Here is a 25,306-nt window from a genome sequence, read left to right on the forward strand (position 1 = left end):
CAGCCCTGCAGGCTACGTGAACCAATGCCCTGCGGCTATTGATCAAAAAAACAGCAAATTCAACAGCTTGTGCACAAATAGGTTGAACGAGCTTGTGGATAACCTGAGCAAACATCGCTGCAGGCCAGGCGTGGCGTGGCCTGCAGCGTGGTGTCCATTATTTGATCAACGTGCGTTGCGGCGTCGTGTAGCCATCCAGGCGTCGACGCTGTAGATGATCAGGCCGAGCCAGATGAAGCAGAAGGTCACCAGCGTCGCTGAAGGCATGTGTTCGCCGAAGATCAGTACCGCCAGTGACAGCACCAGCGTCGGCGCGATGTACTGCAAAAAGCCCAGCGTGGCATAAGGCAAATGCCGGGCGGCGGCGTTGAAACACACCAGCGGCACCAGCGTTACCGGGCCTGCCGCCGCCAGCCAGATAGCCTGCGACGTGGTCCAGAATTCCGCCTGTGCACTATGCGCCATTGGGTTGAACAGCAACCAGCCAACCGCCAGCGGCACCAGAATCCAGGTTTCCACCACCAACCCCGGCAATGCCGCGACCGGGGCTTTTTTGCGAATCAACCCGTAGAAACCAAAGGTGAGCGCCAGTGCCAGCGAAATCCAGGGCAGGCTGCCGACCTGCCAGACCTGTTGCGCAACGCCGATGAGCGCGAGGATCACCGCCATCCATTGCAACGGTCGCAGCCTTTCGCGCAGCAGTACCATGCCCAGCATCACGTTGATCAGCGGGTTGATGAAGTAACCCAGGCTGGCTTCGACCATGTGGTTGCTATTGACCGCCCAGACATAGATCAGCCAATTGGCTGCAATCAGACAGCCGCTTACCGCTAGAACGGCCAGGCGCCGCGGGTTGTCTCTCAGTTCTTGCCACCAGCCGGGATGTTTCCAGACCAGCAACAGCAGCGAGCCGAAGATTGCCGACCAGATCGCGCGATTGACGATGATTTCCAGAGCAGGCACTGCAGAAAGCAGCTTGAAGTAGATCGGAAACAATCCCCAGATGATGTAGGCGCTAAGGCCAAGAATGTACCCGCGACGCGGGTTGGCAGCTTGCATGGGTGGTCCTTCGGCAAGTTTTTTGTAGTGTGGTGCGGGCGGTATTTTCGGCTCGATCCAAACACGGTGGCCGTCACGTTCACCGTTGTAGCAGTCCCGCTTGCCGGCGATGGCGTCAGTGAAGTCCCTACACCGGCAAGCCGGACTGCTGCGGGGTTTGAGACTCACTTCAAAACAGCTTCAACGGCTCCTCATTCAGCGCGGACAACTGCTCGCGCAGGGCCAACACCTGATCGCCCCAATAGCGTTCGGTGCCGAACCAGGAAAAGCTGTGAGGGAACGCCGGGTCGTCCCAGCGGCGGGCGAGCCAGGCACTGTAATGCAGCAGACGCAGGGCGCGAAGCGGTTCGATCAACGCCAGCTCACGTGGGTCGAAATCGTGGAATTCGTTGTAGCCATCCATCAATTCCGACAACTGACTCAGACAATCCTGACGATCTCCAGCGAGCATCATCCAGATGTCCTGCACGGCCGGCCCCATGCGGCAGTCGTCGAGATCGACGATGTGGAAGATCTCGTCGCGGGTCATCATGTTGCCGGGGTGACAGTCGCCGTGCATGCGGATGTTCTGATGCGGCGTGGCGGCGTAGACGTCTTCCACACGCTTGAGCAGATCCTTGGCCACCGACTCGTACGCAGGCAGCAGGCTGCGCGGGATCACGTTGTTTTCCAGCAGGTAATTAAGCGAGTCGTGACCGAAGTTCTTAACGCCCAGCGCTTCACGATGCTCGAACGGGCGAGTGGCGCCGACCGCGTGAATCCGGCCCAAGAGTTGGCCGAGACGATAGAGCTGGTCCAAGTTACCCGGCTCAGGGGCGCGGCCGCCGCGACGCGGGAATAGAGTGAAACGAAACCCCGCGTGTTCGAACAGGGTCTGGCCATTGTGAACAAGGGGCGCGACCACCGGGATTTCCACGTCGGCCAGCTCAGCAGTGAAGCTGTGCTCTTCGAGGATGGCTTCGCTGGTCCAGCGGTTAGGGCGGTAGAACTTGGCGATAAGCGGCTGGCTTTCATCAATGCCAACCTGATAGACACGATTCTCATAGCTGTTGAGCGCGAGAATCCGTGCGTCGCTGACAAAACCGATGCTTTCAACGGCGTCCAGCACAAGGTCAGGTGTGAGTGTTGCAAACGGGTGGGCCATGCTTACTCCTGCGCGCAGCAGGCTGCCGCGTCGGGCCAGCCATGGTAACTCAGGTGCGCAGTGCCTGACACACCGGTTACGCCCCACGGATAAGAGGCGGGAGCATGTGATTGCGCAGATCCCCGTGGGAGTGAGCTTGCTCACGAAAGGGCCATCACCGACGCAGCGCTTTTGTCGCCTGAAAGTGCGCCTTCGTGAGCAAGCTCACTCCCTCAGTTGTTCTATCGCCCCTGGAATAGGCGGTGGAACCGTTATCCTCCAATCACCCCACCATCTTCCCGCGTGATCACCATCACCGAAGACCTTGGCTTGCCGTTAGGCAAATGCTCGGGAAAGGTCGAGCCGCCTTTTTCGCCAGGGTGCTGAATCCCCACGAACAGCGCCTTCTGGTCCGGAGCGAAGCTGATGCCGGTCACTTCGCAGCCCACCGGCCCGACCATGAACCGGCGAATCTCGCCGCTGGCAGGATCGGCGCAAAGCATCTGGTTATTACCCATACCGGCAAAATCCCCGGCGTTCGAGTAATCCCCGTCCGTCAGAATCCAAAGCCGGCCCGCCTTGTCGAAACCCAGGCCATCCGGGCTGTTGAACATGTTCTGAGGGTTGATATTGCTCGAACCGGCCTGAGGTTTGCCCGCATGTACACCGGGATTGCCTGCTACTACGAACAGATCCCAGGCAAAATCCATCGATGCGGCGTCCGAGCCCGTTTCCTGCCAGCGCAGAATCTGCCCGTACTGATTCTTCTCCCGAGGATTGGGCCCGCCAACCGGCTGACCCTCTTCCCCGCGCTTGGCATTGTTGGTCAGCGTGCAATAGACCTGACCGTCCTGGGGGCTGACCACGATCCATTCCGGCCGGTCCATGCGCGTCGCCTTGACCAGGCTTGCCGCAAGACGCGCGTGAATCAGCACCTCGGCTTGACTGGCAAAACCGCTGGCAGCGTCGAGCCCGTTCCTGCCGTGGGTCAGCTCAATCCACTTGCCCTGGCCCTTTGGATGATCGGCGTTGCTGTCGCCGTTATCGAACTGCGCCACGTACAAGGTGCCGTGGTCGAGGATGTCGCGATTGGCCTTCGGAGTCTTGTGATCGACCTTGTCGCGGCTGATGAACTTGTAAATGAACTCGCCCCGTTCATCGTCGCCCATGTACACCACTACGCGGCCATCCCTGGTTTCGGTGAGCGCCGCGTTCTCATGTTTGAAGCGACCCAGCGCCGTGCGTTTGACCGGGGTGGACTTCGGATCAAACGGGTCGATTTCCACCACCCAGCCGTGGCGATTGAATTCGTTGGGGTTCTTTGCCACATCGAAGCGAGGATCGTGAGGGTGCCAGTTCACTTCCTTACTGCTGGCGACTACGCCGTATCGCTTGGCAGCTGCGTCGAAGGTTTGCGCAGGATCACTGCTGCCAAAGCAGTCGGTGAAGTTCTCTTCGCATGTCAGATAAGTACCCCAGGGCGTCTTGCCATTGGCGCAGTTCTGGAAAGTACCGAGCACATGCTTACCTGTTTGGTCGGCGGCGGTCTTTAGCCATTCATGACCGGCAGCCGGACCGCTCAATTGGATCGGCGTATTGCCATGAATGCGGCGGTTGTATTTCGAGCTTTGAACGAACGTCCAATGACCGCTCTCACGCTTCACTTCGATCACCGAAACGCCTTCGCTGGCCAACGCCTTGTGCACGTCGGCGGCCGATTGCGGATCCTTGCCGTGTCCGAACAGGTAGCGGTAATTGGTGTATTCGTTGTTGATCGCCATCAGTGCGCGCGTGGCGTTGTCGGCATCGTCGCCGGGGAAGGTGAACAGGCTCATGCCGTCGTTGTTGTCGCCGAACTGCAACTCCTGCGCTTTGGCAGTGCCCTTGCCGCTAGGGTCAAAGGCCGGGCCCCCGGTATGCAGTGGCTGACCCCAACTGATCAGGACCGAGGATTTGTAACCCGATGGCAGGCTGATGTTGTCGGCGGTGGAGGAGGGGATACTGTCGAACCCGAGCAATGTGCTGTTCGCGGCGCTGACGCTGGCGGCCATCACGCTGCGGCTAAGCAGATTGCCGCCCAGAAACATCGCGGCGCCGCACAGAGCGCCCGCGCTGATGAAGCCACGGCGGGTGAGCCCCACCCTGTTTTCCATAACCAGCGTTTCGAGGTCGGTGGACTGGTTGTCTTCGAGTAATTTCATCACGGGCTTCCTGCGGTTTTGGCGCAAACCTTATTCAGCCCGGATGACGCTATTGTGTCCGTCCGATGACGACGTTGATCGTGTGGTTAGCCGTTGTGCAGCAATTACAGCGGGGTGCCAATCAGCACATAGGACGGCGCGAACTGCACCTTCACCTCGCTGCCGACCTTCAGTTCCAACGCTTTCAAGAGATCCGGTTCGGCCACCGCGCACAACGTCTGACGGCTGGGAAGGCCGATTCTGACTTCGCTGGGGCCGTCTTCGCCGTCCAGAATCTCGTCGATTTTGCCGCTAAGACAATTGTGTCCAGTTGTAACCGCTTGATCGGGCGCCAGCAACTCCAGCCAACTGGCCTTGATCAGGGCGAACACGTCAGTGCCAATCCCCAGCTCCAGGCGCAGCGTGCTGTCGTGGGTGATCTGCGCATCGAGGGACAGCCCGCCCGCGAGGGTCAGGCGGATCATGTCGTTGCGCCCGAACGGCGTGATGCTCGCGACCTGACCGTGCAACTGATTGCGCGCGCTGGTGCGCAGCATCAGGCGACTGAGCAGGGCCAGGTCGCTGGATTCCTCCGGCGTTTCCAGCAACTGGGTCTGCAGCGCCTGCAAGCGTTGATAAAGCCGCAGCACCCGCTCGCCTTCTGCCGACAACCTCGCGCCGCCGCCGCCGCGCCCACCGACGCTGCGCTCGACGAGCGGTTTCTGCGCCAGATTGTTCAGCTCGTCGATCGCATCCCACGCCGCCTTGTAACTGAGCCCCGCGCTTTTCGCCGCGCGGGTGATCGAGCCCTGCTCGGCAATGTGCTGCAGCAACGCGATGCGGTGCGGGCGGCGGACCATGTGTTGCGTGAGGGAGGGCGGTAGGGACATATCGGCCAGATGTTGTCTTGTGATGATGGGGGCGGAGTGTAAGCCAAATGATCGTCGCTTGGTTCCCGTACGTGGGAGCACGCTAGCCGCCAAAGCGTCAGATCAGGCAATTACTGCATTGGCCGGCACACCGCAATCGTGGTCCTGCAATAACTACGTCGCATCGTGAGATGGCATCAATCCCCAGGCTTCGGCGTCCGCGCCAGGCAATACACATCCACCTTTCTCGCACCTGCCTTGCTCAATAGCCGGGCCAGCGCGTCGGCGGTGGAGCCGGTAGTTAGAACATCATCGATCAGGGCAACATGCTTACCCGTCACCCGAGCAGGGGCTGTCAGAACAAACGCATCACGCAGATTGCGCTTTCTCGCCTTGGCACCCAGCCCTTGTTGCGCAGGGGTTTCTTTCACACGCTTGATCAGCCGTTCATCAACGGGTAAACCCAACTGTGAGCTCAGCCAGTTCGCCAGCATCGCCGCCTGGTTGTAACCGCGCTGGCGCAGTCTTCTGTTGGCCAGCGGCACCGGAATCATCAGGTCGGGCCTCGCAAGGCCCTCATCAAAGCGATGCTGCAAGCTCAGACCGAGCAGCTCGGCGAGCAAGCGTCCCAGCGGCCACTTGCCCTGATGTTTGAAGCGTGTGACCAACGCGTCGATAGGGAAGTCGTAAAGCCACGCAGCGATGACTTCGTCGAACGCGGGAGGTTGGCGTGTGCATTGCGCACAGGTCAGCCCGCAGATCGACAGCGGCAGAGCGCAGCGCTCGCATTGGTCGATCAGCCAAGGCAGATCGCTCTCGCACGCCGTGCAGATTGGAGTGTCGGAATCGGTTTGTTCATCGCAGAGCAGGCAGGTTTGTACGTTTTTTAACCAGATGTAAACCTGATGTCCGTTGTGTGGTTGACAGCGCATGTCTCTTCCTTAAATATGCCGAACATCCGTGTTGCGCCTGTGGACTTTAGGGTTTGCCGATTGAGCCGAACCACCCGGGTACTCGCCAAAAACATCAAGGAGCCGCCCATGAGCGCCAGCATCAATGCCACTTTGCGTCACGACTGGACCTTAGCCGAGGTCAGGGCGCTGTTCACACAGCCCTTCAATGACCTGCTGTTTCAGGCGCAAACCGTGCATCGCGCTCATTTCGACGCCAACCGCGTTCAGGTCTCCACCCTGTTGTCGATCAAGACCGGCGCCTGCCCGGAAGACTGCAAGTACTGCCCGCAGTCCGGTCACTACAACACCGGGCTTGAGAAAGAAAAGCTGATGCAGGTCCAGCAGGTGCTGGAAGAAGCCGCGCGCGCCAAGGCCATCGGTTCGACCCGTTTCTGCATGGGCGCCGCGTGGAAACATCCTTCGGCCAAAGACATGCCGTACGTGCTGGAGATGGTCAAAGGTGTGAAGGCCATGGGCCTGGAAACCTGCATGACCCTGGGCAAGCTCGATCAGGATCAGACCAAAGCACTGGCCGACGCCGGGCTGGACTACTACAACCACAACCTCGACACCTCACCGGATTTTTACACCAGCATCATCACCACCCGCACTTACAGCGAGCGCCTGCAGACCTTGGCTTACGTGCGCGATGCGGGCATGAAAATCTGCTCAGGTGGCATTCTGGGCATGGGCGAATCGCTGGACGACCGCGCCAATCTGCTGATTCAACTGGCCAACCTGCCGGAGCACCCGGAATCGGTGCCGATCAACATGCTGGTAAAAGTGGCCGGTACACCGCTGGCGAACGCTGAAGACGTCGATCCTTTCGACTTTATCCGCATGCTGGCGGTGGCGCGCATCCTGATGCCGCAATCCCATGTGCGCCTGTCCGCGGGCCGCGAAGCCATGAATGATCAGATGCAGGCCCTGGCGTTCTTCGCTGGCGCCAACTCGATTTTCTACGGCGACAAACTGCTGACCACCGCCAACCCGCAGGCTGACAAGGACATGCTGCTGTTCTCGCGTCTGGGCATCCAGCCGGAAGCGCGTGAAGAGCATTCAGACGAAGTGCATCAGGCGGCGATCGAACAGGCTCTGATCGAGCACAAGAGCAGCGAGATGTTTTACGACGCTGCGGTTTGAAGCTGACGCATTGCTTATTGTGTGAACACCGCTTTCTGTGGGAATGAGCGTGCTCACGAATAGGACGTTACATTTGGCATTTGATGTTGGCGGGCCTGACCCCTTCGTGAGCAAGCTCACTCCCACGGGGTTTCAAGCCCTCCGAGTATCATCGGCGTTGATCTCCCCAAGAACACCCACGAGGCCTGCATGTCTTTCGATCTGAGCGCACGTCTCGCTGCCCGTCGTGCCGAACACCTTTACCGTCAACGCCCGCTGCTGCAGAGCCCGCAAGGCCCTGAAGTGGTGGTCGACGGCAAGCCGTTGCTGGCTTTCTGCAACAACGACTACATGGGCCTGGCCAACCACCCCGACGTCGTCGCCGCGTGGAAGGCCGGTGCCGAACGTTGGGGCGTGGGTGGCGGGGCTTCACATCTGGTCATTGGCCACAGCACGCCGCATCACGAACTCGAAGAAGCCCTGGCCGATCTCACCGGCCGCCCTCGGGCCTTGCTGTTTTCCAACGGTTACATGGCCAACCTCGGCGCCGTCACGGCGCTGGTGGGGCAGGGCGATACCGTGCTGGAAGACCGCCTCAACCACGCTTCACTGCTGGACGCCGGTTTGCTCAGCGGCGCGCGTTTCTCCCGCTATCTGCACAACGATCCTGAGAGCCTGAATACCCGACTAGAAAAGGCCGTGGGCGATACCCTGGTGGTCACCGACGGCGTGTTCAGCATGGATGGCGACATAGCCGATTTGCCTGCGCTGGCCAAGGTTGCGAAAGCGAAAAACGCCTGGCTGATGGTCGATGATGCCCACGGCTTCGGGCCGCTTGGCGCGAACGGCGCGGGTATTGTCGAGCACTTCGGCTTGAGCACCGAGGAGGTGCCGGTGCTGATCGGCACCCTCGGTAAATCCTTCGGCACTGCAGGCGCGTTCGTCGCTGGCAGCGAAGAACTGATCGAAACCCTGATCCAGTTCGCCCGTCCGTACATCTACACCACCAGCCAGCCGCCCGCTCTGGCCTGCGCAACCCTGAAAAGCCTCGAATTGCTGCGCAGTGAGCATTGGCGACGGGAGCATTTACAGGCGCTGATCAAGCAGTTCCGCAATGGCGCGCAGGCCCTTGGCCTGGAGTTGATGGACAGCTTCACGCCGATTCAGCCGATCCTGATTGGCGACAGTGGCCGGGCCCTGCGCCTGTCTCAGATGTTGCGTGAACGTGGGCTGATGGTTACGGCGATTCGTCCACCTACCGTGCCAGCAGGGAGCGCGCGTTTGCGCGTCACCCTCTCCGCAGCCCACAGCGAAGCCCAGGTCCAGCTATTGTTGGAAGCACTGGAGCAGTGTTATCCGCTGCTGGGGATGAGTGATACGGTGGAGCCACAACATGCGTGATCGGTTGATCCTGCTGCCGGGCTGGGGGCTTGGCGTTTCGCCTCTGGAGCCGTTGGCGGCGGCGCTGCGCGGGCTGGACGAACATCTGCGGGTCGAGATCGAACCGTTGCCGGATCTGGACAATGACGACCTGAGCGACTGGCTCGACGAACTGGACTCGACCTTGCCGGACAACGTCTGGTTGGGCGGCTGGTCTCTGGGCGGCATGCTCGCAGCCGAGCTGGCGGCGCGGCGCGGTGAGCGTTGCTGCGGCCTGGCAACCTTTGCCAGCAACGTGTGTTTCGTGGCTCGCAGTCAATGGCCGAACGCGATGCCCCAGACCGACTTCGACGCCTTCATCGCCGGCTGCAAAACCGACCCGAGCGCCACCCTAAAGCGTTTCAGTCTGCTGTGCGTGCAGGGCGCCGAAGAACCCCGGGCATTGTCGCGACAACTCAAGGCTGGCGCGCCTCTGGGCTCCAGCAACGGCCTGATCGAAGGCCTGAAGCTGCTCGAACAAATGGACACCCGAGCCGCATTGCAGGCCTATCGCGGTCCGCAACTGCACCTGTTTGGTGGCCTCGATGCGTTGGTGCCTGCCGAAGCGTCGGCCGATCTGCTCAATCTCTTGCCCGACATCGAAGTGGGCGTGATCGAGCAGGCCAGCCACGCATTCATCCTGGAAAACCCCCACGGCGTGGCCGCAGCGGTCCAGGCGTTCCTACATGAGTCCGGTGATGACTGATCTTTCCCACTGCGCGGTAATGAAGGCCGTGAAACAGCAACAGGCGAACAACCAGAGCCATCTGCCGGACAAGCGTCAGGTGGCGGCATCTTTTTCCAGGGCTGCGGCCAGTTACGACAGCGTCGCCGAGTTGCAGCGTGCGGTCGGAACCGAATTGATGGCGCGGCTGCCTGAAATCACGCCTGATCGCTGGCTCGATCTGGGCAGTGGCACCGGTTATTTCAGCCGGATGTTGGCAGCGCGATTCCCCGAGAGTGAAGGTGTCGCGCTGGATATCGCCGAAGGCATGCTCAATCATGCCCGACCGCTTGGCGGCGCCCTGCACTACGTGGCCGGCGACGCGGAAAATCTGCCACTGCGCGATGGCAGCGTCGAGCTGATGTTTTCGAGTCTGGCTGTGCAATGGTGCTCGGATTTTGCCTCTGTGCTCGCAGAGGCCGAGCGGGTATTGCGGCCCGGAGGCGTTTTCGGCTTTGCCAGTCTGTGCGTTGGCACCCTGTATGAACTGCGCGATAGCTGGCAGGCAGTGGACGGCATGGTTCACGTCAACCGTTTCCGCGAGTTGGCACACTACCAGCGATTCTGCGCCGCAAGTGGCCTGCAGGTTCGCAGCCTGGATGTATTGCCCCACGTGCTGCATTACCCGGATGTGCGCAGCCTGACCCACGAACTCAAGGCGCTCGGCGCACACAATATCAATCCGGGCCGCCCGGGAGGTTTGACTGGCCGGGCGCGAATTCAGGCGCTGATTGCCGCCTACGAAGGGTTCCGCCAGGACAAAGGCCTGCCTGCAACTTATCAAGTGGTTTACGGCGTGTTGGAAAAGCCTGCGGCCGTTTAAAAAATGACCGGTTTTGCGAGCGCTGTTCCTCTGAGCGCTATAGTTGAGTGAGCAATAGTTTGAAATATCTGAACGGATGGTCGCCAAGATGAGTGCTGCATATTTCATCACGGGAACCGATACCGATGTCGGTAAAACCACCATTGCCACAGGGTTGCTCTATGCGGCGCGACAATCGGGATTGAGCACGGCGGCAGGCAAACCCGTGGCCTCGGGCTGCGACGTGAAGCCCAAGGGCCTGCGTAATGCCGATGCGGTCGCGTTGCGTGCCGAATGTTCGATCGAGTTGAGCTACGACGAGGTCAACCCGGTTGCCTTCGAACCCGCCATCGCACCGCATCTGGCGGCCCGCGAAGCTGGCGTCGCGTTGACCGTGCAATCGCTGCTTGGCCCGATGCGTCACATTCTCGACAAAAAGGCCGACTTCACTCTTATCGAAGGCGCGGGAGGCTGGCGTGTGCCGCTTGCGGATCAGGCCAATCTATCGGGTCTGGCCATTGCGCTGAAGCTGCCGGTGATTCTGGTGGTGGGTGTGCGTCTGGGCTGCATCAGCCACGCGCTGCTGTCTGCCGAAGCCATTGCCAGCGACGGGCTGCAACTGGCGGGATGGGTAGCGAACATCATCGACCCGAAGACTTCTCGGCTGGAAGAGAACCTCGCCACCCTGGCCGAGCGCTTGCCTGCGCCCTGTCTGGGGCGTGTGCCGTACATGAAAAAAGCCACACCGGAGAGCGTTGCCGAGCATTTGCATCTGGAACTGCTGGATTAGCACCAGTGCAACACGTCGCTCCTGGTCGCAGGGCGTAGGAGCGCAGCTTGCTCCTACGCCCTGCGGCCAGAATCGAAAGCAATTGCGGCGAGGTCGGCATTTGAACCTCATTTGATATACCACCCCCAAGCCTGCTCGCTGATGTACTCGGTTACCTGCTTGACCTCCAGGTAATTATCCAGCCCCCATTGCCCCAATTCTCGGCCAATGCCGCTGTGCTTCATCCCGCCCCAGGGCGCTTCGACGAACGTCGGTTGTGAGCAATTGACCCAGACGATGCCAGCGCGCAGGTGATTGGCCACCCGCGTTGCGCGTTGCGGATCGGCGCTCATTACTGCCGCGGCAAGCCCGAAACGGCTGGCGTTGGCCATTTGTACTGCTTGTTGCTCGTCCTTGAAGCGCTTGACGCATAGCACCGGTCCGAATATTTCCTCACGCCAGACGATGCTGTTGTGTGCGGGTTCTTCGAAGATTGCAGGCTCCATGAAATAACCCTGCGCCAGATGCGGCGGTCGTTTACCGCCGATAAGCAGACGGGCGCCGCTGGCGATGCCCTGATCGACGAAGCCCAGCACTTTCTCGTACTGGCCGCGACTGACCAGCGGTCCAAGCAGCACGCCAGGCTCGAGTCCCTGGCCAATGGTGATCTTGCGGGTTTCCTCGACCAGTCGCTCGATCAAGCGCGGCGCGATGTTTTCCTGCACCAGCAGGCGTGATGTCGCGCTGCACACTTGGCCCTGGTTCCAGAAAATTCCGAAGAGAATCCACTCTACCGCCGCCTCGACGTCAGCGTCGTCGAACACGATGAGGGCTGATTTTCCACCCAGCTCCAGACTGATGTTCTTGATATCGCTGGCCGCCGCCGACATGATTTTCGAGCCGGTGGGCACGCTGCCCGTAAAGGCCAGCTTGTCGACGCCGGGGTGCAGTGTCAGCGCGCTGCCCGCATCGGTGCCCAGCCCGGTCACGATGTTCAGCACCCCGGCCGGCAGGCCGATGCGGTCCGCGGCGCCCGCCAGTTCCAGCGCAGTCAGCGGCGTCAACTCCGAAGGCTTCAGCACCACGGTAGCGCCGGCCGCCAATGCTGGCGCGACCTTCCAGGCGGCCATCAGCAGCGGGTAGTTCCACGGAATGATTTGCCCGGCGACGCCGATGGGTTCCAGCCGGATACGGCAGCGGAAGCGCTCATCGGGCAACGCCAGCGGCTCGTCCTGTCGGTCATCCAGGTTCCGAGCCAGGCCTGCGTAATAGCGAAAGCAGGCAATTGCATCACTGGTGTCCCACTGCGCCTCGGGTAGCGGCTTGCCGTTATCGCGCACTTCCAGAATTGCCAGGGCCTCCTGCGAGCCTTGCAACTCATCGGCCAGCGCTTCCAGCCAGACCGCCCGCTGAGCGCCGGTGGTCTGGCCCCAGTCGCTGTCGAACGCACGCCGCGCGGCCCGCACGGCGTGATCGATGTCCTCCTCAGTGCCGGCTGCCACTCGTTGCAGGGTCTGTTCGGTTGCGGGGTCGATGACGTCCATGTAGCCGCCCAGATCAGGGCTGACCCACTCGCCGTTGATGTACAACTGGTCACGCATGTGAGGCTCCTGAGCGGCGGTTTTGCAGGTAACGGGACGTGAAGAGCAGCGCCAGCGAGGCGCCAATGATCACGGTGGAGACAGCATTGATTTCCGGCGTCACGCCGCGCCGTATCGACGAAAAGATGTAGATCGGCAGGGTGGTTTCTGGTCCTGCGACGAAGAAGGCGATGATGAAATCGTCGAAGCTGAATGTGAACGCCAACAGGAAACCCGCCATGATCGCCGGGGTGATTTGCGGCAGTGTCACGCGCCAGAAGGTCTCCAGGGGCGGGGCATAGAGATCGGCGGACGCTTCTTGCAACGCTTTATCCAGCGATTCGACACGGCTGCGCACAATCACCATGACCAGCGCCATGGTGAACAGCGAGTGTGCCGCCACCACTGTAAAGAAGCCCATGTTCAGTCTTGGGATGCCTGGGATCACTTGCGCCAACAGCGGGTTGATCAAGTCGAACAGGCTGATGAATGCAATCAATGTCGAGATGCCGATGACGATCCCGGGGATGATGATTGCGCAGTAGGTCAGCGCATCGAACAGCATGCGCACCTTGCCCCCGGCGCGTTGCAGACCGAAAACCGCCAGCGTGCCGAACAGCGTCGCCAGCACCGCCGAGCAACTGGCGATCAGCGCACTGTGACCCAGCGCTTCCATGATGAACGGGTTGCTGAAGGCTCGACCAAACCACTGCACCGAGCAGCATTCGAAGGCCAGGCCGCTGCGACCGGCGTTGAAGCTGAACAACATGATCAGCGCGATGGGCAGGTACAGAAACAGGTACAGCGAGGTGGAATAGGTACGCAACCACATGTCAGAGCGCCCCTTCGCCAGGCTTGCCGCCGTAGCGGGCCACCAGTTTGAGATACACGCCGATGATCAACAGCATGATCGTCACCAGCGTCATCGCCAGCGCGCTACCGAATGGCCAGTTGCGCGATTGAAGGAACAGATCCACCAGCGCATTGCCGACGAAAAATACCTTGCCACCACCCAACACAGCAGGGATCAGGAACTCACCCATTAACAGGATGAACACCAGCATCACTCCGGTAATAATCCCCGGCGCCGCCAGCGGCAGGGTGATGCGTCGCAAACTTTCGAATGCGCTGGCGCCGAGATCGGCCGAGGCCTCCAGCAGACGCTTGTCGAGTTTTTCAAGGCTGACGTAGATCGGGAAGACCATCAGTGGCAGGTAGCCGTAAACGATGCCGATCAGCACCGCGTAAGGCGTGTTGATCAGTCGCACGTCGTCGAGTCCGACACTGGCCAGCAGCGCCGGAATGCCCTTGCCGCTGAGGATGAAAATCCACGCGTAGGTGCGGATCAGGAAGCTGGTCCAGAACGGCACAATCACCAGCGTCAGCAGCAGCGAGCGGTTCTTGCCGGTCTTGACCGCGAGAAAGTAGGCCAGCGGATACGCCGCCAGCAAACACACCAGCGTGCCCAGCGGCGCCAGCACCAGCGTGTTGCTGAATGCAGCCGCACGGGAACCGAGGTTCAGGTAGTTGGCCAGCGTCAGGCCGCCGGCATAACCGCCGACGGCGCTACGCTCGCCAAAGCTGAATACCAGAATGATCATCAGCGGCATCACCAAAAGCAGCAGGAACCACAGCGTCGACGGCAACAGCATCAGCAGGGTGATACGCCGCCCCAGGCTGCGCCGTTTCTTTTGCGTACGCTCGATGTTCACGTCCGAAGCATCGGCATGCCGGGCGTTGGGTGAAATGACGGCATCCATGTGAGGTTCCTTGCGGCTCATGGTGGGTTCTGATGGCATTCGATCAGGCGGACTTGAAGCGGGCCATCAGCTCGGCGCGCAACGGGCTGGTCAGCGTGGCGGCAGCGCCGAACTCCAGTGGGCTCAATTGCTCGACGGCCGGGTACATGATCGGGTCGTTGAGCATGGCCGGTGGCAGCAAGGCATCTACGCGTTTGTCGCCGCTGGGGTAGCCATGGGCGAGCACTTCGAGCTTGTTGTGCTGCGGGTCGAGCAGGTAGTTGATGAACGCATAGGCGGCTTCCTTGTGCTCGGCGCTTTTCGGGATGGCAAAGAAGTCGCTCCACAGCTCACCGCCTTCCTTGCCCAGTGCGTAGACGATGGAGGGAGTGTCGCGATGCAGCTGGGAGGCATCACCGGTCCAGGACATGGCCAGAATCGCGTCACCGCTGCGCATGGATGGCTGAATGTCGGAGTTGATCGCGAATAGGTGTGGCTTGACCTCGATTAGCAACTTCTCGGCATCGGCCAGCTCTTTGGCGTCCAGCGAGTTGAAGCTGTAGCCGAATGATTTCAGCGCGTTGCCAATGGCCGTCAGCTGATAGTCGTGAACCATGGTGCGACCATCGGCCTGATCCTTGGCGACCGCCCAGAACTCTTTCCACGACGTTGGCTTGGCCTTGAGTTTGGCGCTGTCGTAGGCCATGCCGGTGGTGCCCCAGTTTTTCGGCACGGCGTACACCTTGCCGTCGACGGTGCCTTGGGCCATGAACTTTTCCTGAAAGGCCGAGGGGTCGAAATTGGGAATGCGCGACAGGTCCAGCGGCTCGATCATCCCCAGTTTCACGTAGGTGCTGATGGTGTAGTTGGTCGGCACCAGGACGTCCCAACCGCTGCCGCCGGCTTGCAGTTTGGCGAGCATCTCTTCGTTGGAGCCGAATACGCTCATCGATACGCGCGCGCCAGTGGTTTTGGCGAAGTTATCGAGGTTTTCCTGGCTGTGGTAATTCGGCCAGGTCGCAAGGCCCAGACGGTCACCGATGTTTTTGTCGGCGCCCAATGCGCTTGTACTGGTACTGCCGCTCAGCAGCCCCGGCATGTTGGTGGCCATGACCGCTGCAGCGATGCCAAGGCCGGTGCGCCCCAGAAAATCGCGGCGGGTGATTGAGCCGTTCTGCCAACTGCGCATCGTCTTGATAAAGGTTTTCTGGTCCATAGCATTCTCCCCGTCTGTTAAGTGGTGTGAATCGCCTACTGGTTACAAGGCCATGGCCAGGCCACTGGCATTGTTCCAGCCAACCTGTACAGCCGCTCCGTGTTCGAAGCCTGCGTTGTCGTAATTACCTTGGCCGCCGGCGCCGTGCTGACGCTGCACGCGCACGCAGACGATGCCGAATGGTTGAGTGCGCACGCGGTATTCGGTGATGTTTCCCAGATATATTCGATCCTCAACGCAGCCATTAAGCGTGACGTCGCGGCCTTGCAGGCTGCCCTGGGCGGCGATGTCGATCAGCTCCGGGCGTACCGCGATGCAGCCCTCATCGCTGGCGCTCAGGGTCGTGCCGTTGGGTGTCATCGGGCTGCGCAGCTCGATGCCTTGTTCGGTGAGCAGCAACGCCGAGTTGCCTTGCACATGGCGCACGGTGCCGGTGAACAGATTGGATTCGCCGATGAAGTCGGCCACGTAGCGTGTCGCCGGCGCTTCATAGAGTTGTTCCGGGGAGGCGGTCTGGATGATCGAACCGCAGTGCATGACACTGATGCTGTCGCTCATGGACAGCGCTTCTTCCTGGTCGTGAGTCACCAGTACGAAGGTGATGCCGACTTCCCGTTGCAGGCGCAGCAGTTCGGATTGCATTTCCTTGCGCAGCTTTCGGTCCAGCGCAGCGAGCGGTTCATCCAGCAGCAGAACGGTAGGCTTGTTGACCAACGCTCTGGCCAGCGCAACACGTTGCTGTTGACCGCCGGACAACTCACTGGGCTTGCGATGGCCGAGGCCGGACAGGCGTACCATTTCCAGCGCTTGATCTGCGCGGCGCTGCTGTTCTTTTTTGTCTGGACGCGGCGCCAGGTAGCGCAGGCCGTAGGCGATGTTTTGCGACACGGTCATGTGCGGGAACAGCGCGTAATGCTGAAACACCATGTTCACAGGACGCTGGAAAGCTGGCACGCCCGCGACGTTCCTGCCCGCCAGACGCACTTCGCCGAGGGTTGGCTGATCGAAGCCTGCGATCATCCGCAGCGTCGTCGTCTTGCCGCAACCCGAGCCGCCGAGAAAAGAATGGAATGTACCGCGCTTGACCTGAAAACTGAGATTGTCGACGGCTTTCAGGTTGCCGTAGTGCTTCTCTACGTTGCAGAACTCGATATCGTATTCGTGGCGATTGTCGCTCATCGTTAGCTCTCGCATTCCAGTGCATGGGTCGCTGCAATGGAGGCCAAACTAACAACCGCGGTTTTGCGCTGTATATATCCCTTGGGGGATAGAGTCGCTTTCGGAGCTCAGGCCGGAACCGCGACATCCGGGCCGGTCAGCTCACGAATGAACAACCCCAGAAGTTCAGCCTGACTGCCGATACCGAGCTTGGCGTAGATGTTCTTGCGATGGATTTTTACAGTGCCAGGGCTGATTGACAGCTGCTCGGCCACGGATGCGCTTGAGTGACCCCGCAGGAGGAGACGTACGATTTCCTGTTCGCGGCCGGTGAGAATGTGATCGCCGAAATGATCGAAAGCGGCGTGCACCTTGAAATCCAGATCCTGGGCTGAGCGTGGCTGTTCAGCGCGATACTGGCGCCAGGCTTCATTGATGACCTGCTCGACAACGGCCAGTGCACATTCCATTAACTGCATCTCGTCCCGGCTGAACGCGGAACTCGCCGTGGCGCGCATCAATGACAGCACCGCCATTGCATCGCCACCCAAGTCGACGAAAAACGCTACTTCTTCTGCCAGGCCGGTCTGCTGGTAATACGCCAGGTAGTACTCGCTGAGATAGAAGTGGTCGGGCGCGAACTGACGCAGACGCCACAGCCCCGGTTGCTGTTTACGGGTACAGGCCAGATAAAACGGATCGAGCAGATAAGGGCCGACCTGATAGTCGTCGACGTAGATCTTGCGCTTGTCCGGTGGGAAGGTGTCGAACATCGCCAGAGGGCGATGATTGCCCTCGTAAACGAACAGCACGAAGTGGTCGACGGGGGCGATCTGCTTGAGCCACTGACTCAATCCGGCAAGACGCGCCGCGCCTCCCGCAAGGTCGAGAAGGTGAGCGATTCCAGTGGTCCAGTGTTTCAGTTCCTTTGGGCGCATGAGGGACGTTCGAGGGCGAATCCGAAATGAGGGCAGTTCAGCACAGGATGCAGGATGTGCGCCACTGCACAGTTCAGGACGTTTACTGCGGCGCATGCGGTGCGATGCGGTTATGGTCACACTTCGAACTGTTTCATGCTGCACCATTTTCAGGCAGCGCGTGTTACCGGTTGCTACGCATTAGCTGGAGTGGCGAGCGATCACCCGCAGTTTGGAAGCGCGTCTATTGGCAGGCTCAGTGCCATTATTGTTTTTGACGGGCGTTTTCAGGCGTCTTCTGTTTCAATGCTGGCAGTTCGTTTTATGAACAAAGGATCGTGGTGATGCAAATTTCGCTGAACAACACGCTTTACCCTGGCCTGAGCGCAATTCAGGTCGGGCAGGATCGTGTCGATTAGGCTGCCACTCAACTGGCCAGCCCAGCCACCGAAGTGTCCGGTCGCAGCCAGTCTTCGGACTTCCAGCTCGAGCGCCTGCGTTCGGTAGACCGTGCTCAGCGTTCCGACCTGGCCAGCAATGTCGTCGAACTCGCCCGGGGCCAAATCCAGGTCCAGGCCGGCGCCAAGGTCGAGAAAGCCGCCGATGAAATGCTTGGTACGCTGATCGACACCTACGCCTGATTTTCCGGAAATCTGCTTCCCTCCCAACGTGCGCTTCGGCGCACGTTTGCATTGCGCGCCCCTCTAAATAATGGCCTACCACCCGATCGAATCGCCGCTGCCTTGCGCCTGCGACGCGGCTCCGCTCAACCAGACTCAGCCCTGACCACACACTCAACGCATGCGCGTTGGGCGTCATCACGCATGACATTTCTCACATCGACGATGAAAGGTGCGTGACGCACCCTTGACAACAAATGGGCGTAAACGTATGTTTCAAACACCTGTTTGACCATCGACCAAACCACAAATCCTGGTGGAAGGGGCAAGTCCCCGTAGTGACCGAACGGTCATCCAATTCCAGGATTCATCAGCAGAGGTTTATCGCTATGCCTGACTACAAGGCCCCCTTGCGTGATATTCGCTTCGTTCGTGACGAGCTGCTCGGCTACGAAGCGCACTATCAGAGTCTGCCAGCATGCCAGGACGCCACGCCTGACATGGTCGACGCCATTCTCGAGGAAGGCGCCAAGTTTTGTGAGCAGGTACTGGCCCCGCTGAACCGTGTCGGTGACACCGAAGGCTGCACCTGGAGCGAGTCTGGCGTTAAGACCCCGACTGGCTTCAAAGAGGCTTACAAGCAATTCGTCGAAGGCGGCTGGCCAAGCCTGGCCCACGACGTCGCCCATGGCGGTCAAGGTCTCCCTGAGTCGCTGGGTCTGGCTGTCAGTGAAATGGTCGGCGAAGCCAACTGGTCGTGGGGCATGTACCCAGGCCTGTCCCATGGCGCGATGAACACCATCTCCGAGCACGGCACCCCTGAGCAACAGGACGCATACCTGACCAAGCTGGTTTCAGGTGAGTGGACCGGCACCATGTGCCTGACCGAACCTCATTGCGGTACTGACCTTGGCATGCTGCGCACCAAGGCCGAGCCTCAGGCTGATGGTTCGTACAAGGTTTCCGGCACCAAGATCTTCATTTCCGCTGGCGAACACGACATGGCCGATAACATCGTCCACATCGTATTGGCCCGCCTGCCCGACGCGCCTGCTGGCACCAAAGGCATTTCGTTGTTCATCGTTCCCAAGTTCCTGCCAGCCGCTGACGGCAGTGTCGGCGAGCGTAACGCGGTGAGCTGCGGTTCGCTGGAACACAAGATGGGCATCCATGGCAATGCCACCTGCGTGATGAACTTCGACAGCGCTACCGGTTTTCTGATCGGCCCGCCGAACAAGGGCCTGAACTGCATGTTCACCTTCATGAACACCGCGCGTCTGGGGACTGCGTTGCAGGGCCTGGCCCACGCTGAAATCGGCTTCCAGGGCGGTCTGAAATACGCTCGCGAGCGTTTGCAGATGCGTTCGCTGACAGGCCCCAAAGCACCGGACAAAGCCGCTGACCCGATCATCGTTCACCCTGACGTACGTCGCATGCTGCTGACCATGAAGGCCTTCGCCGAGGGAACTCGCGCGATGGTGTACTTCACCGCCAAGCAGGTCGACATCGTCAAATACAGCGATGACGCCGACGCCAAGAAGCAGGCCGACGGCCTGTTGGCCTTCATGACCCCGATCGCCAAGGCCTTCATGACCGAAGTCGGTTTCGAATCCGCCAACCATGGCGTGCAGATCTACGGCGGCCACGGCTTCATCGCCGAGTGGGGCATGGAGCAGAACGTTCGCGACAGCCGCATCTCAATGCTGTACGAAGGCACCACCGGCGTTCAGGCTCTGGATTTGCTGGGTCGTAAAGTGCTGATGACTCAGGGCGAAGCGCTTAAAGGCTTCACCAAGATCGTCCACAAGTTCTGTCAGTCGCAGGAAGGCAATCAAGCGGTCAGCGAATTCGTTACGCCGTTGGCTGCGTTGAACAAAGAGTGGGGCGACCTGACCATGAAGGTCGGCATGGCCGCCATGAAGGATCGCGAAGAAGTCGGTGCCGCTTCCGTGGATTACCTGATGTTCTCCGGCTACGTGTGCCTGGCATACTTCTGGGCCGACATGGCTCGTGTTGCGGCCGAAAAACTGGCTGCCGGCACCAGCGAAGAAGCCTTCTACACCGCCAAGCTACAGACGGCGCGCTTTTACTTCCAACGCATCCTGCCGCGTACCCGCACTCACGTCGCGGCGATGCTGTCGGGCGCCAATAACTTGATGGACATGAACGAAGAGCACTTCGGTCTGGCTTACTAAGACGCCCGCCGGTTTTACCTCAAAGCCGCTTGTCCTCCGGGGCGAGCGGCTTTTTTGTGTCGACGCATTGGCTCGAATTGTAGGGGCGCGTCTGTCCGCGATGCATGGGTACATCCTCCGCAGATCTGCCGGATATGAGTGCAATCGCGGGCAAGCGTGCTTCTACAGGATTTGTATCGCGCCGCTCGTCTCGCGAACGGCTGAATAACGGTGACCCATCTCACATTTTTTCTCATCTAACCTGTTATCCGGCCGATACAGGCACAATGCCATTCAGTTTAGATACGCTCTTCACGGGTAGGAGACAGTCCTCTTGCTGCGCGCTTCAGCTGCACGCCTCAGCCATTTTCTACCGTCACTGGCGTTATTGATCGCCGGGCTCGCGGCTACGTACGTGAAGGACCTCAACGTATTCTTCACCTCACTGTTCAACGTGTTGCCAACCCTGGTTCTATTACTCGGCGGTGCGTATTGCGGCGTTTACAAACGTCAGCGCGAACTGTTTCTGATGATTACCGTGTACATCGCTTACTTCCTGCTCGATACGCAGACCGATTACTACCGCGACAATGGAAAAGTCCGAGAAGACGCTGCAGTAGTGTTCCACCTCTGTTGTCTGTTGCTGCCAGTGATGTTCGGCCTGTTCGCGGCATGGGAAGAACGCACGCATCTGTTTCAGGATCTTGTGGCGCGCCTCGCTGTGCTTATTGCCGTCGGAAGCGTCGCGCTGGGGTTGGAGCAGAGCTTCCCGGAAAGTCTGCTCGGCTTGCTGGCCGACATTCGCTGGCCTTCATTGCATTTCGAATGGATGAGCCTGATCCAGCTCTCCTACGCGACCTTCCTCATCGCGTTTACCGTGCTGATCATCCAATACATCCGTAAGCCCAGACCCTTGCATGCCGCGCAGTTGATCGGCTTGCTCGGTCTGTTCTGGGCCTTGCCGAAAACCTTCATCCTGCCGTTTACGCTGAACATCATGTGCAGCCAGGTGATGCTGATGATCGCCTCGGCGGTCGCCCATGAGGCTTATCAAATGGCCTTCCGCGACGAGCTGACCGGATTGCCGGGCCGACGCGCGCTCAACGAACGGATGCAACGCCTGGGTCGCACTTACGTGCTGGCGATGAGTGATGTCGACCATTTCAAGAAATTCAACGACACCCACGGCCACGATGTCGGTGACCAGGTATTGCGGCTGGTGGCGAGCAAGTTGTCGAAGATCAGCAACGGCGGCGGGCGCGCGTATCGTTACGGCGGCGAAGAGTTCGCTATCGTTTTTGCGGGCAAGACCCTGGAAGAATGCATGCCGCATTTGGAGGCCATCCGCGAAACCATCGCCAACTACGCTATCCATTTACGTAATCCGGACAACCGACCACAGGACGATCAGCAAGGTCGTCAGCGTCGCGCCGGTTCCCAGGCTTCGACGGTTTCGGTAACGGTCAGCATGGGGGTCGCCGAACGACAGCCTGAACACCGCAATCCCGAAGAAGTGCTCAAAGCGGCTGACCAAGCGCTTTATGCTGCCAAAGGTGCAGGCCGAAATTGCGTGATCGCCTACGGTCAGATTAACAAACGCGGCGCTGTACGAATGGCTGCGGCTAGCTGACGGTTCCATGTTGTTTTTGTGTCGTCAAAGGCCTTCACGATCAGGTGAGGGCTTTTTGATTTCTGCTTTAGTTTTGTGACCGATTGTGTATTTTTGGTCACTACTTGACCCTATGTGTCGCAAATGGTGTTCCTGTACACTCGGATTCACTGACACATTGATACTGCACGCTGTACGCGGTGTCTCATTTCCGGGTATCTGTTGCTGTTTGCGAGGTTTGCCATGGCTGACTACAAAGCGCCTTTGCGCGATATGCGCTTCGTCCTCAATGAAGTGTTCGAAGTCTCCCGACTCTGGGCTACGTTGCCGGAATTGTCCGAGGCAGTGGATGCCGAAACCGTCGAAGCGATTCTCGAAGAGGCAGGCAAGGTCACCAGCAAATCCGTGGCCCCACTCAGTCGCGCGGCCGATGAAGAAGGTTGCCACTGGAATGACACCGTGGTGACCACGCCGCAAGGCTTCGTCAAGGCGTACCAGACCTACGCCGAGGGTGGCTGGGTTGGCGTTGGCGGCAATCCGGCGTTCGGCGGCATGGGCATGCCCAAGGCGGTTTCCGCTCAGGTCGAAGAAATGGTCAATTCCTCGAGTCTGGCGTTCGGCCTGTACCCGATGTTGACCTCCGGCGCCTGCGTTTCGATCAACACCCATGCCAGTGAAGACCTCAAAGCCACTTACCTGCCCAACCTCTACGCCGGGATCTGGGCCGGTTCCATGTGCCTGACCGAAGCGCACGCTGGCACTGACCTGGGGATCATTCGCACCAAAGCCGAGCCGCAAGCAAACGGTTCCTACAAGATTACGGGCACCAAGATCTTCATCACCGGCGGCGAGCACGATCTCACCGAGAACATCATTCATCTGGTGCTGGCCAAGCTGCCGGATGCACCCGCTGGCCCGAAAGGCATTTCGCTGTTCCTGGTGCCGAAATTCTTCGTGAATGGCGACGGCAGCCTGGGCGCGCGCAATACCGTGTCCTGTGGCTCCATCGAGCACAAAATGGGGATTCAGGCCTCCGCCACGTGCGTGATGAACTTCGATCAGGCCGAGGGTTATCTGGTCGGCGAGCCGAACAAAGGGCTGGCGGCGATGTTCACAATGATGAACTACGAGCGCCTGGGCGTGGGTATTCAAGGTCTGGCCTCCGGCGAGCGCTCTTACCAGAACGCCATCGAATATGCCCGCGATCGCCTGCAGAGCCGTGCTCCGACCGGCGCGCAGTCCAAGGACACCATCGCCGACCCGATCATCGTTCATCCCGACGTGCGTCGCATGTTGCTGACCATGAAAGCGCTGAATGAAGGCGGCCGTGCGTTTTCGACATATGTGGCCTTGCAGCTGGATACCGCCAAATTCAGCGAGGACGCCGATGTGCGCCAGCGCGCCGATGGGTTGGTTGCGCTGCTGACGCCGGTGGCCAAGGCTTTCCTGACCGACATGGGGCTCGATACCACTGTCCTGGGCCAGCAAGTGTTCGGCGGTCACGGCTACATCCGTGAGTGGGGCCAGGAGCAACTGGTTCGTGACGTGCGCATCACCCAGATTTACGAAGGCACGAACGGCATCCAGGCGCTGGACCTGATGGGCCGCAAAATCGTCGGCAGCGGCGGTGCGCATTACCGCTTGTTCTCCGACGAAGTACGCGCATTCGTCGCAGCGTCTGACCCGTCGCTGAACGAATTCACCAGGCCACTGAGCACTGCGCTGACAATACTGGATGAATTGACTGACTGGGTACTGGACCGCGCGCGGAACAATCCCAACGAGATTGGCGCCGCTTCCGTCGAGTACCTGCATGTTTTTGGCTACACGGCCTACGCCTACATGTGGGCAATGTCGGCCAAGGCAGCGATTGGCAAAGAAACTCAAGACGACTTCTACGCCAGCAAACTGGGCACTGCGCGGTTCTATTTCGCACGCCTGCTGCCGCGAATTCAGTCGCTTGCAGCGTCGGTCAAGGCTGGCAGTGAGTCGCTGTATCTGCTGGACGCGTCACAATTCTGACAACTCAGGCGTTGTGTAAGCATTTGCTTACACAACGTGCTGACATTTAGCTATATCGCATTATAGGATCCAAAGTTAATCTACACACATGGACGCCGCGCAGGATGCGCAAACAGACAACATGGACACGTAGGAATGCCTGCCAGGACGGCGGGAGGAAAGGGAAGTCAAAGGGAAACAGTCTGGAAAACCTCGCTTCGGCGGGGTTTTCTTTTATCTGCGGCCTGTAAATTCGTCGCCCCTTCAAAGCCCGTCCAACGATGTTGGCTTGGGGTTCTCCACTTCATCGAGCACAGATTTGAGCAGCTCCAGCGTCGCTTGTTGTCTTTGTGCATCTCGATACACTAGCCCGATCTGCAGCGGCACTCGCGGTTCACTCAACGGTTTCCACAGCAGCTCTTCGTTTTCCTGAATATCCTGAGCGCGCCCCGGCAGCACGGTTGCCAGCTTCATATGCGCCAGACTGTCGAGAATCCCCGCCATATTGTTCAGCTCAGCCTGTACGTGAGGGCGACGGCCCAGATTGCTCAGTTGCGTCTGCCAGATCTGCCGCACCTGAAACTCTTCCCCGAGCAACAACATTGGCAGTTCGGCGGCCTGGCTCATCGAGACCTTTTTGAATTCGCGTAGCGGATGATTCCCCGGGATGACCAGCTTGAGTTCATCTTCGTACAGCACCATGCCGTGCAGACCTGGCTGGCGCGGCGGCAAATAACTGATGCCGATATCCAGCGAGCCGTTGAGCAGCCGCCGCTCGATTTCCATCGCGCTCAACTCGTAGATTTGCACCACCAGATGTGGCTGGGCCTTGCGCACATGTTCGAGCATCTGCGGCACCAGGCTCGAATGCACGGTTTGCATTACGCCGATGGCCAGCGTCCTTTGCGATTGGCCCTTGAAGTTGCGCAGCGCGTCGCGAGCGCGCTGCATGCCTTCGAGCAGCGGCACTGCATGGTTGTACAACGTGTGCGCAGCGAGGGTCGGCAGCAGGCGTTTGCTGCTGCGCTCGAACAGGCTGACGTCCTGGCTGTGTTCGAGCAGGCGAATCTGCTGCGACAGCGCCGGTTGCGACAGGGAAAGGCGCTCGGCGGCGCGTCCCACGTGGCCTTCTTCGTAGACCGCGACGAAATAACGCAGTTGGCGGAAATCCATAAGTGTTGCTTATCGAAATGGCTGGAAAATCGAAATGGTCGTTTAAGCGGTTGGCGCATAGTCTACGCCCAATTCACAGGCGTCACAGGGCCGTAAAGC

21 protein-coding genes and 1 pseudogene are annotated in these 25,306 nt (G+C 59.7%); 10 read left to right on the forward strand and 12 right to left on the reverse strand.

Annotation, left to right across the window (positions count from 1 at the left end):
• Nucleotides 1–165 precede the first annotated feature (165 nt).
• The 5 genes from rarD to CE491_RS27890 all read right to left on the reverse strand — a co-directional run bounded on the left by rarD (nt 166) and on the right by CE491_RS27890 (nt 6,163).
• Nucleotides 166–1,059 carry an EamA family transporter RarD gene (gene rarD / locus CE491_RS27870; RefSeq protein WP_110951544.1) on the reverse strand — a complete coding sequence of 298 codons (894 nt, stop codon included), beginning with the start codon at nt 1,057–1,059 and terminating at the stop codon, nt 166–168.
• Nucleotides 1,060–1,228: 169 nt separating this feature from the next.
• Complete coding sequence (locus tag CE491_RS27875; RefSeq protein WP_110951545.1) at nt 1,229–2,203, reverse strand: serine/threonine protein kinase; 975 nt, start codon at nt 2,201–2,203, stop codon at nt 1,229–1,231.
• Between the two features lie 251 nt (nt 2,204–2,454).
• On the reverse strand, nt 2,455–4,383 hold the full coding sequence (locus tag CE491_RS27880) for a PhoX family protein (protein WP_110951546.1): 1,929 nt from the start codon (nt 4,381–4,383) through the stop codon (nt 2,455–2,457).
• Between the two features lie 104 nt (nt 4,384–4,487).
• Nucleotides 4,488–5,252: a TOBE domain-containing protein gene (locus tag CE491_RS27885; RefSeq protein WP_110951547.1), complete on the reverse strand. Its 765-nt coding sequence runs from the start codon at nt 5,250–5,252 to the stop codon at nt 4,488–4,490.
• Nucleotides 5,253–5,428: 176 nt separating this feature from the next.
• Nucleotides 5,429–6,163, reverse strand: a complete 735-nt coding sequence (locus tag CE491_RS27890; protein WP_110951548.1) for a ComF family protein — start codon at nt 6,161–6,163, stop codon at nt 5,429–5,431.
• Nucleotides 6,164–6,271: 108 nt separating this feature from the next.
• Here CE491_RS27890 and bioB point away from each other — a divergent pair, with 108 nt between their 5' ends.
• The 5 genes from bioB to bioD all read left to right on the forward strand — a co-directional run bounded on the left by bioB (nt 6,272) and on the right by bioD (nt 11,041).
• Nucleotides 6,272–7,327, forward strand: coding sequence for a biotin synthase BioB (bioB, locus tag CE491_RS27895; RefSeq protein WP_110951549.1), 1,056 nt, complete (start codon nt 6,272–6,274; stop codon nt 7,325–7,327).
• Between the two features lie 189 nt (nt 7,328–7,516).
• Complete coding sequence (gene bioF, locus CE491_RS27900; protein ID WP_110951550.1) at nt 7,517–8,707, forward strand: 8-amino-7-oxononanoate synthase; 1,191 nt, start codon at nt 7,517–7,519, stop codon at nt 8,705–8,707.
• Nucleotides 8,700–9,431: an alpha/beta fold hydrolase gene (locus tag CE491_RS27905; protein ID WP_110951551.1), complete on the forward strand. Its 732-nt coding sequence runs from the start codon at nt 8,700–8,702 to the stop codon at nt 9,429–9,431. The genes bioF and CE491_RS27905 overlap by 8 nt, the downstream gene beginning before the upstream one ends.
• Entirely contained in the window at nt 9,424–10,272 is an 849-nt protein-coding gene (gene bioC, locus CE491_RS27910) for a malonyl-ACP O-methyltransferase BioC (RefSeq protein ID WP_407681378.1), read from the forward strand. The genes CE491_RS27905 and bioC overlap by 8 nt, the downstream gene beginning before the upstream one ends.
• Before the next feature lie 88 nt (nt 10,273–10,360).
• The gene (bioD, locus tag CE491_RS27915; RefSeq protein WP_110951939.1) at nt 10,361–11,041 is read left to right on the forward strand and encodes a dethiobiotin synthase; all 681 of its coding nucleotides are present in this window, start codon (nt 10,361–10,363) and stop codon (nt 11,039–11,041) included.
• Nucleotides 11,042–11,148: 107 nt separating this feature from the next.
• On the opposite strand, the gene CE491_RS27920 is transcribed toward bioD, so the two are convergent.
• The 6 genes from CE491_RS27920 to CE491_RS27945 all read right to left on the reverse strand — a co-directional run bounded on the left by CE491_RS27920 (nt 11,149) and on the right by CE491_RS27945 (nt 17,651).
• Nucleotides 11,149–12,621, reverse strand: coding sequence for an aldehyde dehydrogenase family protein (locus CE491_RS27920; protein WP_110951553.1), 1,473 nt, complete (start codon nt 12,619–12,621; stop codon nt 11,149–11,151).
• Nucleotides 12,614–13,432 (reverse strand): ABC transporter permease, encoded by an 819-nt coding sequence (locus CE491_RS27925; protein WP_110951554.1) that lies wholly within the window; start codon nt 13,430–13,432, stop codon nt 12,614–12,616. The genes CE491_RS27920 and CE491_RS27925 overlap by 8 nt, the downstream gene beginning before the upstream one ends.
• Before the next feature lies 1 nt (nt 13,433).
• Entirely contained in the window at nt 13,434–14,360 is a 927-nt protein-coding gene (locus CE491_RS27930; RefSeq protein WP_234407697.1) for an ABC transporter permease, read from the reverse strand.
• A gap of 43 nt (nt 14,361–14,403) precedes the next feature.
• On the reverse strand, nt 14,404–15,555 hold the full coding sequence (locus CE491_RS27935; protein WP_110951555.1) for an ABC transporter substrate-binding protein: 1,152 nt from the start codon (nt 15,553–15,555) through the stop codon (nt 14,404–14,406).
• A gap of 42 nt (nt 15,556–15,597) precedes the next feature.
• On the reverse strand, nt 15,598–16,734 hold the full coding sequence (locus CE491_RS27940; RefSeq protein ID WP_110951556.1) for an ABC transporter ATP-binding protein: 1,137 nt from the start codon (nt 16,732–16,734) through the stop codon (nt 15,598–15,600).
• Between the two features lie 107 nt (nt 16,735–16,841).
• Nucleotides 16,842–17,651 (reverse strand): helix-turn-helix transcriptional regulator, encoded by an 810-nt coding sequence (locus CE491_RS27945; RefSeq protein WP_110951557.1) that lies wholly within the window; start codon nt 17,649–17,651, stop codon nt 16,842–16,844.
• A 135-nt stretch (nt 17,652–17,786) separates the two neighbouring features.
• On the opposite strand from CE491_RS27945, the gene CE491_RS30495 reads away from it, so the two are divergent.
• From CE491_RS30495 to CE491_RS27965, 5 genes and pseudogenes are all read left to right on the forward strand, one after another.
• Nucleotides 17,787–17,975 (forward strand): hypothetical protein, encoded by a 189-nt coding sequence (locus CE491_RS30495; RefSeq protein WP_199885279.1) that lies wholly within the window; start codon nt 17,787–17,789, stop codon nt 17,973–17,975.
• Nucleotides 17,975–18,271, forward strand: a pseudogene (locus tag CE491_RS27950) (pyrroloquinoline quinone biosynthesis protein PqqE). Before CE491_RS30495 ends, CE491_RS27950 begins: the two are co-directional and overlap by 1 nt.
• 368 nt (nt 18,272–18,639) lie before the next feature.
• Nucleotides 18,640–20,445: a phenylacyl-CoA dehydrogenase gene (locus CE491_RS27955; protein WP_110951558.1), complete on the forward strand. Its 1,806-nt coding sequence runs from the start codon at nt 18,640–18,642 to the stop codon at nt 20,443–20,445.
• A 313-nt stretch (nt 20,446–20,758) separates the two neighbouring features.
• Nucleotides 20,759–22,054, forward strand: coding sequence for a GGDEF domain-containing protein (locus CE491_RS27960; protein WP_110951559.1), 1,296 nt, complete (start codon nt 20,759–20,761; stop codon nt 22,052–22,054).
• 222 nt (nt 22,055–22,276) lie between these two features.
• Nucleotides 22,277–24,055 carry an acyl-CoA dehydrogenase C-terminal domain-containing protein gene (locus tag CE491_RS27965; protein ID WP_110951560.1) on the forward strand — a complete coding sequence of 593 codons (1,779 nt, stop codon included), beginning with the start codon at nt 22,277–22,279 and terminating at the stop codon, nt 24,053–24,055.
• A 243-nt stretch (nt 24,056–24,298) separates the two neighbouring features.
• Here the strand turns inward: CE491_RS27965 and CE491_RS27970 are convergent, their stop codons facing one another.
• Entirely contained in the window at nt 24,299–25,207 is a 909-nt protein-coding gene (locus CE491_RS27970; protein WP_110951561.1) for a LysR family transcriptional regulator, read from the reverse strand.
• Between the last annotated feature and the right edge of the window lie 99 nt (nt 25,208–25,306).

The sequence above is a fragment of the Pseudomonas bohemica genome (assembly GCF_002934685.1).
GTDB classification, from domain to species: domain Bacteria; phylum Pseudomonadota; class Gammaproteobacteria; order Pseudomonadales; family Pseudomonadaceae; genus Aquipseudomonas; species Aquipseudomonas bohemica.

Bases quoted from the DNA above. Each gene is read 5' to 3' on its own strand.
- CE491_RS27920 (WP_110951553.1), bottom strand. From the start codon at position 12,621: ATGCGTGACCAGTTGTACATCAACGGCGAGTGGGTCAGCCCTGATCTG.
- CE491_RS27935 (WP_110951555.1), bottom strand. From the start codon at position 15,555: ATGGACCAGAAAACCTTTATCAAGACGATGCGCAGTTGGCAGAACGGC.
- CE491_RS27945 (WP_110951557.1), bottom strand. From the start codon at position 17,651: ATGCGCCCAAAGGAACTGAAACACTGGACCACTGGAATCGCTCACCTT.
- rarD (WP_110951544.1), bottom strand. From the start codon at position 1,059: ATGCAAGCTGCCAACCCGCGTCGCGGGTACATTCTTGGCCTTAGCGCC.
- CE491_RS27890 (WP_110951548.1), bottom strand. From the start codon at position 6,163: ATGCGCTGTCAACCACACAACGGACATCAGGTTTACATCTGGTTAAAA.
- bioB (WP_110951549.1), top strand. From the start codon at position 6,272: ATGAGCGCCAGCATCAATGCCACTTTGCGTCACGACTGGACCTTAGCC.
- bioC (WP_407681378.1), top strand. From the start codon at position 9,424: ATGACTGATCTTTCCCACTGCGCGGTAATGAAGGCCGTGAAACAGCAA.
- bioD (WP_110951939.1), top strand. From the start codon at position 10,361: ATGAGTGCTGCATATTTCATCACGGGAACCGATACCGATGTCGGTAAA.
- CE491_RS27925 (WP_110951554.1), bottom strand. From the start codon at position 13,432: ATGTGGTTGCGTACCTATTCCACCTCGCTGTACCTGTTTCTGTACCTG.
- CE491_RS30495 (WP_199885279.1), top strand. From the start codon at position 17,787: ATGCTGCACCATTTTCAGGCAGCGCGTGTTACCGGTTGCTACGCATTA.
- CE491_RS27965 (WP_110951560.1), top strand. From the start codon at position 22,277: ATGGCTGACTACAAAGCGCCTTTGCGCGATATGCGCTTCGTCCTCAAT.
- CE491_RS27955 (WP_110951558.1), top strand. From the start codon at position 18,640: ATGCCTGACTACAAGGCCCCCTTGCGTGATATTCGCTTCGTTCGTGAC.
- CE491_RS27885 (WP_110951547.1), bottom strand. From the start codon at position 5,252: ATGTCCCTACCGCCCTCCCTCACGCAACACATGGTCCGCCGCCCGCAC.
- bioF (WP_110951550.1), top strand. From the start codon at position 7,517: ATGTCTTTCGATCTGAGCGCACGTCTCGCTGCCCGTCGTGCCGAACAC.
- CE491_RS27905 (WP_110951551.1), top strand. From the start codon at position 8,700: ATGCGTGATCGGTTGATCCTGCTGCCGGGCTGGGGGCTTGGCGTTTCG.
- CE491_RS27875 (WP_110951545.1), bottom strand. From the start codon at position 2,203: ATGGCCCACCCGTTTGCAACACTCACACCTGACCTTGTGCTGGACGCC.
- CE491_RS27880 (WP_110951546.1), bottom strand. From the start codon at position 4,383: ATGAAATTACTCGAAGACAACCAGTCCACCGACCTCGAAACGCTGGTT.
- CE491_RS27930 (WP_234407697.1), bottom strand. From the start codon at position 14,360: ATGGATGCCGTCATTTCACCCAACGCCCGGCATGCCGATGCTTCGGAC.
- CE491_RS27970 (WP_110951561.1), bottom strand. From the start codon at position 25,207: ATGGATTTCCGCCAACTGCGTTATTTCGTCGCGGTCTACGAAGAAGGC.
- CE491_RS27940 (WP_110951556.1), bottom strand. From the start codon at position 16,734: ATGAGCGACAATCGCCACGAATACGATATCGAGTTCTGCAACGTAGAG.